Origin of the sequence: Pseudomonas frederiksbergensis (assembly GCF_017114915.1) — a bacterium.
Lineage (GTDB): Bacteria > Pseudomonadota > Gammaproteobacteria > Pseudomonadales > Pseudomonadaceae > Aquipseudomonas > Aquipseudomonas frederiksbergensis_I.
Genome location: NZ_JAAUOE010000079.1, coordinates 1 through 6341 on the forward strand (window position 1 = coordinate 1; position 6341 = coordinate 6341).

7 protein-coding genes and 1 tRNA gene are annotated in these 6341 nt (G+C 54.2%); 5 read left to right on the forward strand and 3 right to left on the reverse strand.

The window, feature by feature from the left end:
- Positions 1–22 precede the first annotated feature (22 nt).
- Both HCU66_RS26460 and HCU66_RS26465 read left to right on the forward strand, forming a co-directional pair.
- Positions 23–109, forward strand: a tRNA-Leu gene (locus HCU66_RS26460).
- A gap of 160 nt (positions 110–269) precedes the next feature.
- On the forward strand, positions 270–1586 hold the full coding sequence (locus tag HCU66_RS26465) for a tyrosine-type recombinase/integrase (RefSeq protein WP_205891325.1): 1317 nt from the start codon (positions 270–272) through the stop codon (positions 1584–1586).
- A 194-nt stretch (positions 1587–1780) separates the two neighbouring features.
- On the opposite strand, the gene HCU66_RS26470 is transcribed toward HCU66_RS26465, so the two are convergent.
- Together HCU66_RS26470 and HCU66_RS26475 are read right to left on the reverse strand one after the other, a co-directional pair.
- Positions 1781–1972 carry a hypothetical protein gene (locus HCU66_RS26470; RefSeq protein WP_057395677.1) on the reverse strand — a complete coding sequence of 64 codons (192 nt, stop codon included), beginning with the start codon at positions 1970–1972 and terminating at the stop codon, positions 1781–1783.
- Between the two features lie 196 nt (positions 1973–2168).
- Positions 2169–2636: a hypothetical protein gene (locus HCU66_RS26475; RefSeq protein ID WP_205891326.1), complete on the reverse strand. Its 468-nt coding sequence runs from the start codon at positions 2634–2636 to the stop codon at positions 2169–2171.
- Between the two features lie 1144 nt (positions 2637–3780).
- Here HCU66_RS26475 and HCU66_RS26480 point away from each other — a divergent pair.
- The 3 genes from HCU66_RS26480 (at position 3781) to HCU66_RS26490 (ending at position 5662) form a co-directional block, all read left to right on the forward strand.
- Positions 3781–4713, forward strand: coding sequence for an integrase domain-containing protein (locus tag HCU66_RS26480; protein ID WP_205891327.1), 933 nt, complete (start codon positions 3781–3783; stop codon positions 4711–4713).
- A complete protein-coding gene (locus HCU66_RS26485; protein ID WP_205891328.1) occupies positions 4710–4997 on the forward strand; it encodes a hypothetical protein in 288 nt (95 codons plus the stop codon). The genes HCU66_RS26480 and HCU66_RS26485 overlap by 4 nt, the downstream gene beginning before the upstream one ends.
- A 68-nt stretch (positions 4998–5065) precedes the next feature.
- Entirely contained in the window at positions 5066–5662 is a 597-nt protein-coding gene (locus HCU66_RS26490; RefSeq protein WP_205891329.1) for a hypothetical protein, read from the forward strand.
- Positions 5663–6045: 383 nt separating this feature from the next.
- On the opposite strand, the gene trfA is transcribed toward HCU66_RS26490, so the two are convergent.
- Positions 6046–6341, reverse strand: a 296-nt coding sequence (trfA, locus tag HCU66_RS26495) for a plasmid replication initiator TrfA (RefSeq protein WP_277397083.1), incomplete at its 5' end; no start/stop codon positions are given.

A 6341-nucleotide genomic window follows, 5' to 3' on the forward strand; every position in this document is an offset into this window, starting at 1 on the left:
TCAGACTGCTTACCGCGCTACCGCCCGAATGGCGAAACTGGTAGACGCATGGGACTTAAAATCCCCCGCTCGTAAGGGCGTGCCGGTTCGATTCCGGCTTCGGGCACCAATAGTATGATTTCAGATGTTCCCGTAAACACCTGAAACCTAGAGAAACCGGCCTTATAGCCGGTTTTTTTGTGTCTGAATATCCCCGTATGTTCCTGTACAGCCCCACGATTTAGGTATACGTTTAGGTATATATCGGTTCGATATCGAGGCGTATACCTATGGCGCGCACCGTAACTCCTCTGACAGACCCCAAATGTGAAGCCGCCAAGTCCCGCGAAAAGGATTACACCCTGTTCGACGGGCAGGGGCTTTTTTTGCTTGTAAAGGCTACCGGCACCAAGGTCTGGCGCTTCAAGTATAAAAAGCCAAGCGGTAAGCCCGGTCTGGCTACGTTCGGCAACTACCCGGCTCTCACTCTGAAAGCCGCCCGCGCACGTCGAGCCGATGCACTCGAGTTGCTGGCGCATGGCCAAGACCCCATCGAGAGCGCTAAGCAAGCAAAGATCGAGGCGGCCAGTGAGGCGGGGAACACCTTTGAGGCGCTGGCCCTGGAATGGCACGCCAGCATGTCCGGAAAATGGTCGAAGGATCACGCGGTCAGGGTGTTGAAAGAGATCGAGGTCGATCTTTTCCCCATGCTGGGCAAACGCCCCGTATCCGACCTGAAAACCCGCGACCTGCTGGCCTGTCTGAAGGTGGTAGAGAAGCGCGGCGCGCTTGATGTGGTTGGGCGACTGCGCCAGCGCATCGCCGGAATCATGCGAATCGCCGTTCAGCGCGATTTCATCGAATACAACCCGGCGCTTGATCTGGTGGGGGGGACTGCCACCCGCAAGACCAAACACCGCCCGGCCTTGCCCCTTGAGCGGTTGCCGGAGTTGTTGCAACGCTGCGAGGCTGACACCGGACGACCGCTTACCTGTCTTGCTGTAAGCCTCGCTCTACTGGTGTTCATTCGTTCTAGTGAGCTGCGCTTTGCCCGCTGGTCTGAGTTCGACTTTACCCGGAGCATGTGGACGATTCCCGGCGAACGGGCACCAATCGAGGGCGTCAAGAGGTCGCACCGAGGAGCCAAGATGGGGACTCCGCACCTTGTCCCGTTGTCACGCCAGACGCTTGAAGTGCTAGAGCAGATACGCCGGCTAAGCGGGCGTTTTGATCTGGTGTTGCCGGGCGATCACTACCACTGGCGGCCAATGTCGGAGAACACCGTAAACAAGTCACTGCGCCGTATGGGGTACGACACCAAGATAGAGGTTTGCGGGCACGGTTTCCGCACTATGGCCTGTTCCGCGTTGGTCGAGTCCGGCCTATGGTCGCGTGACGCGGTTGAGCGGCAAATGAGCCACCAAGAGCGCAACGGCGTGCGCGCTGCCTATATCCACAAGGCTGAGCACCTGGAAGAGCGCCGACTGATGATGACGTGGTGGGCTGACTACTTGGACGCCAACCGGGAAGAGCACATTACGCCCTACGAGTTTGCGCATAAGGTCGGTGCTGACGAGCCCAGAGCTCTAGGGGCGGTGGGCACGTGATAAAGCCTGACATGTTGTCGATCATTTCCAGATGGGCACGTCAGGCCAATACATGAACACGGGTACCCTTGGAGCTCGGTTCTCCAGTGCCAGTCGCTTAGCACTTTGGTAAGCACCCGCAGCAAAGGCCTTAAATAATCAACTGATTGTAACGTAGAGCCGAAATGGAGGGGTTCCTTTCGGGTCGTTACGGATTACTCGCCAGCCGCGTTACGCTGTGCCTCGACGGCCTCATTGAGCCCTATCATCAGCATGATCATATCTATACGCCAATCATCCTTTAGCCGCTCGGCTTTTAAGGGGTCATCCGTCACCATGGCGTGCATATATAACTCATTGGCACGCCCCAGGGTCTCTAGCAGCATGGGGGGGATTTCGATCATCATTTAAGAGGTTCCTTTCTGTTTCACGGCGGTTGCCCAACGGCACCACCAAAATTCGTAAGGCGCCGTCCTGAATGTGGCAAGTCACCCGGTAATCGCCAACGCGATATCGCCACAACTCACCCAGTTGGCCAGTGAGGGCGTTAACGGTCCTACCTACCGCAGTCGATTAAGCCGAGCGTCATTCAGCAGCGCGCGCTCAAAAATTGGAGTCCGCGGAAAATGGGGAACAACCACTGCTGCCGCAGTTGTCCATGTCGGAAAAGCTCGAGCTGGAAAAATCGAATGAGGATCCATCAAAAGCATGTAAGTCCATTCCCATGGGATTCCCCATCACGTCAATGAGCCCATCAACCATTGGCAACCCAGTGGCCGGATTTATCGAGTAGAGCCCCATGCCCATCGAGTCCCCTGCACAGTCCGCCATTGCAAACGATTCACTGCTCATCAGGTCATCCTCAACCGTGTAGAAGGCGGCCGTATTCAGCAACGATGCTGTCGAAATGACTCTTGCGTCCTCATACCAGGAGCGCTCAGCGGCGACACCCAGGTCATCATGCACAATCACTGCCTGACCCCGTGTGGGATAAATTACGGTTGTATATACCGCTGCTGGTCGACTCAGAGCGGACCGGACAGTGGTGATGAGATTATTCACGATATTCAAGAGCAGCTCCTCCGACTGAGAGGTTTCAGGGTGCCCTACGGGATTCGGGTTTCAAGAGGCAACCCGCAAATTTTTTCACTCTGGCTTGAGCAGCCCGAAGACCTTGCTCGACAAGCCATCCTGATAAAGAGCTCTTANTTGCTCGACAAGCCATCCTGATAAAGAGCTCTTACCGGACATCGAGGTACGACGTTGTTCTGGGAAAAATTTTAACGATCTGAGGTGAGTCACAGCGAGCTTTTCCTCAGCAGCTTGTCCTTGAAAAACCCAGCTCTGGACGCTCTTAACCCGATTGGCTATGCTGCCACGGCACGTAGCGAAATCAGTGATTCCCCTACGCAAGGGTTGCTGAACCCTCTAAACAAACAGCCTAAAAACCAAGCCCTTGTGGCTTTAAAAGCATTGAAAGAACCTTAAGCTGTACCTAAACCAGCGTCACCCAACCTTATTCAAAACGCTGCACCTAAATATATTTAGCCGACTCGAATCGGCGCTAAAACTTGAAAATCCGCAGCCGTCATGCGGATGAAAAATCAAAACGACCCTCCACGGCCGAGTTGCGCCTTTTTTTCGTGGTGGGGCCCCATCCTGATGTGCCTCCCGGCACCTGGTCTTTCGGCAGACTGGAACGATTTTACCCAACGCTGCAAAACAGGCTGAATCTGAAGAGACGCATGTCGTCACCTCTTCATCTCGTCAGAGGCATGTCATCGCCCGCGCGTCTGTCGGACTCGTCCTGCTTTACAGCTGTTTCTGAAGCTCGTTCAGAAACAGCTGTTGTCAGCCATCACCCAACCCGCGCCAGACGTGGGCTACAGCCCTTCACGATGCGCGTGAAAAGGCTGGAAAAGTCGCAATAACCTCAAAAAACCAGTCCTGACGGCAGTCGTGGATCGAGAGGGCCCCCAGTTTCAGTGGGAGCTCTAGCTGGGCCAGCACTCGAAGAATGCCGAATCAAAGTTCTCAGGAATGTACGGGAAGAAGTGCAGCGCCCGTCCCCAAAGCTGCCCTGCTCACGGTTGCCTCGAACGTATCGAGTGCGAATAAAACTTACCGAATCCCTGTGGTCCTGAGCAGACAACCACCCGAGCCACGCCCTCCGGAGCCGTGGCCTACCCCCTTTTCACTCCAGGAGGAACCCGCCATGTCTCGTAATTATGGTTTAGGCAGTCGCAACATGGCCTCGGCGGCCCGCATTGCCCTCGATCGGGCCGCTCAACGCGGCGAGCTGTCGTTTTCAAGTGTGGCCACCCTGTCTGAACGCTTTTCCCAGTTTGCTTCCGCTGCCAGCGCCCAAGGCATCGGCCGGATGGAACGCATCAGCCCCGAAGGGGTGCAGGCCTACGGTCAGCAACTCGCTGCCCAAGTTCAACGCGGTGAGTTATCAGCCGCTTATGCGCAGAACCTGGTGAGTGCGATCAATACGGTCATGCACCTGGTGCGCAACTGGCCCAGTGTCAGCCCGACCAAGGCGTGTGGGATTGCTCAGCGCTGCGCGGTGCGCGACACCCCGCCATTGGGTCTGGACCGGACCGTGCTCGAGCGCGGTCTTGAACAGCTGCGTGGTGATGACCAGCTGCGAGCGGCTGCGGTCGCCAATTTGGCTCGTGAACTGGGTCTGCGCAGCAAGGAAGCGGCGCTGCTGAATGCCCACAAGGCGCTGCAGGAAGCCCGTGAGTGCGGCCAGGTGACGATTGTCGACGGTGCCAAGGGCGGATGCTCCCGAACGGTGCCCATTAGTCAGGAGCGGCAGCTGAGCGTCTTGGCGAGTGCAGCCACCCTGCAGGGAACCGGTCGCTCGCTGATTCCAGTCGAACAGAACTGGAAACAGTTTCGCGAGAACACCCTACGCCAAGGACGTGGGCCTCTGCAGCAGGCCGGCATTACCGGCTACCACGACTTGCGCGCCGCCTATGCCTGCGAGCGCTACCAGCAACTCACCGGTCACCCCGCGCCGGTGATTGCCGGTGGAATTGTCGACAAAGACCAGGATCGAGTAGCACGCGAGCAACTCAGCGCTGAGCTGGGCCATGGCCGCATTGATGTGGTCGCGGAATACATCGGGGGTCGAGGATGAAGCTGCTCGAAGAAGTCGAAAACCTCAGTCGCGGTTATGTGCGCAAAGGAGGCAAGGACAACCGTCGTCAGCAGCGCGCTCGGATGCTTGCCCTGGCCGCGTTCTGTGCCGCAGATGGCGCCCATTCGCTGGCCCAAGTCGGTGCTGGCCATGTCATTCGCTATTGGCGCTCTAGTCGCCACCTCAGTGATGCGACCCGCTACAACCATTGGCGGGCGTTTTGTGTGTTGTGGACGCTGTGCGGAAAATCGGGAGAGCCACCTAAGCCGCATGGAAAAAACTGACGACATCATCAAGTTGTTGATGGTTTCTCATGTGGGAATATTCTAATTAAATTTTAAGGAGCTGTGTTATGGCTGATTTAGAGCTTTGTGGTGTGAATGCTGTAAGTGAACCATTGCCAGGCGAGGTGGCCTCAAAAAAATACTTAGGGAGGCTTTCCCCTGCACCAAGTTTTGTTCACTACGGCGTTATGAATTTTGTCCCTATGTCAGTAATGCAGATAACTGTTGAGCTCAAAAAATTTTGTGATCAACGTGGTATTTTTATAATACATTATTTGTCTGTTGGCGATGGGTCGTTGAATTTTAGGTTTACTTCAAATTTTTGTCTGAAGTTTGAAGATGGTTACCCTAGGCTTTATGCAGTAGATTATTCTGGGGGGATGGTTCCTTACCTGATGAGTAAAATATATTGGATAAAATTTTTACCCTTGCTTTCTTCTGAAGTAGGCGGTGCGATGGTCGGTTTTTCGAAAGAGAGGGAGGGCGAAATCATTGAGGTGTTTCACCGGCTAAGGAAATCCTGGAGAGCGTCCAGTAGTATTCCTAATGCTCATTATAAAGTTGCTCATTTTCTTAATCGATCCCGTCGGCTGGCTAAGCCTATTCCTCAGTTGAAAAGAAAAAGTATTTTTGTGCGCTTGTTTAGGTTTCTTTTAAGAGGGTGAGAAAATCATATAGGTGATCCTTGGTTGCCCGCATTTTTGAGCGAGTTGAGTCTTGAAGGACATCGGGTAGGACTTACGTTGGTGCTGGCGATCTTGACGCTAAGGGCGATTGCGTCCGTTTAACATGAACGGACACAATCGTCCTTATTGCCCTGGGTCGGAAGGTCTGTTCGCCATCTGCTTACAGTTTAGCTATAGACGTCGCTGATTAATAAATGATTATAGATGATTAGAGTGTAAGCCGATTTTTCTGAAAGCCCCGTCGTTTCTTGGTTGCGGAGTGCCGAAGTATCTGAAAGGCTACTTGCTATAACGGTATTTTCTACCTGCCGCGACGTGGTGAGATACGCGCTGTGACGGCATCTTTACCCGCTACGACGGTACTAAATACCTGCTGTAACGGTATTTTTATCGCTCTTACGCTTAGCCAGATGGCGGAGTTGCGCTTTGCTTGGAGTCTTTTTAATTTTCACTAAATTCCCATGGATTTGATAGTCAAAAAGCTCGTTGTGGGCGTGACAAGCCTCCTTCAGTGCGCCCAGCGCGTCCTTTAATTGCTGGCGAAATTTCGATTGGTAAGTCGAGTTGCTTCCAGATAGAAGGTGGAGTGTTTCGACTTTTACTGGGTAAGGAGTGGCGTGGCTCGAGTAATACCCGTGCAACCACTGCGCAAGAGATT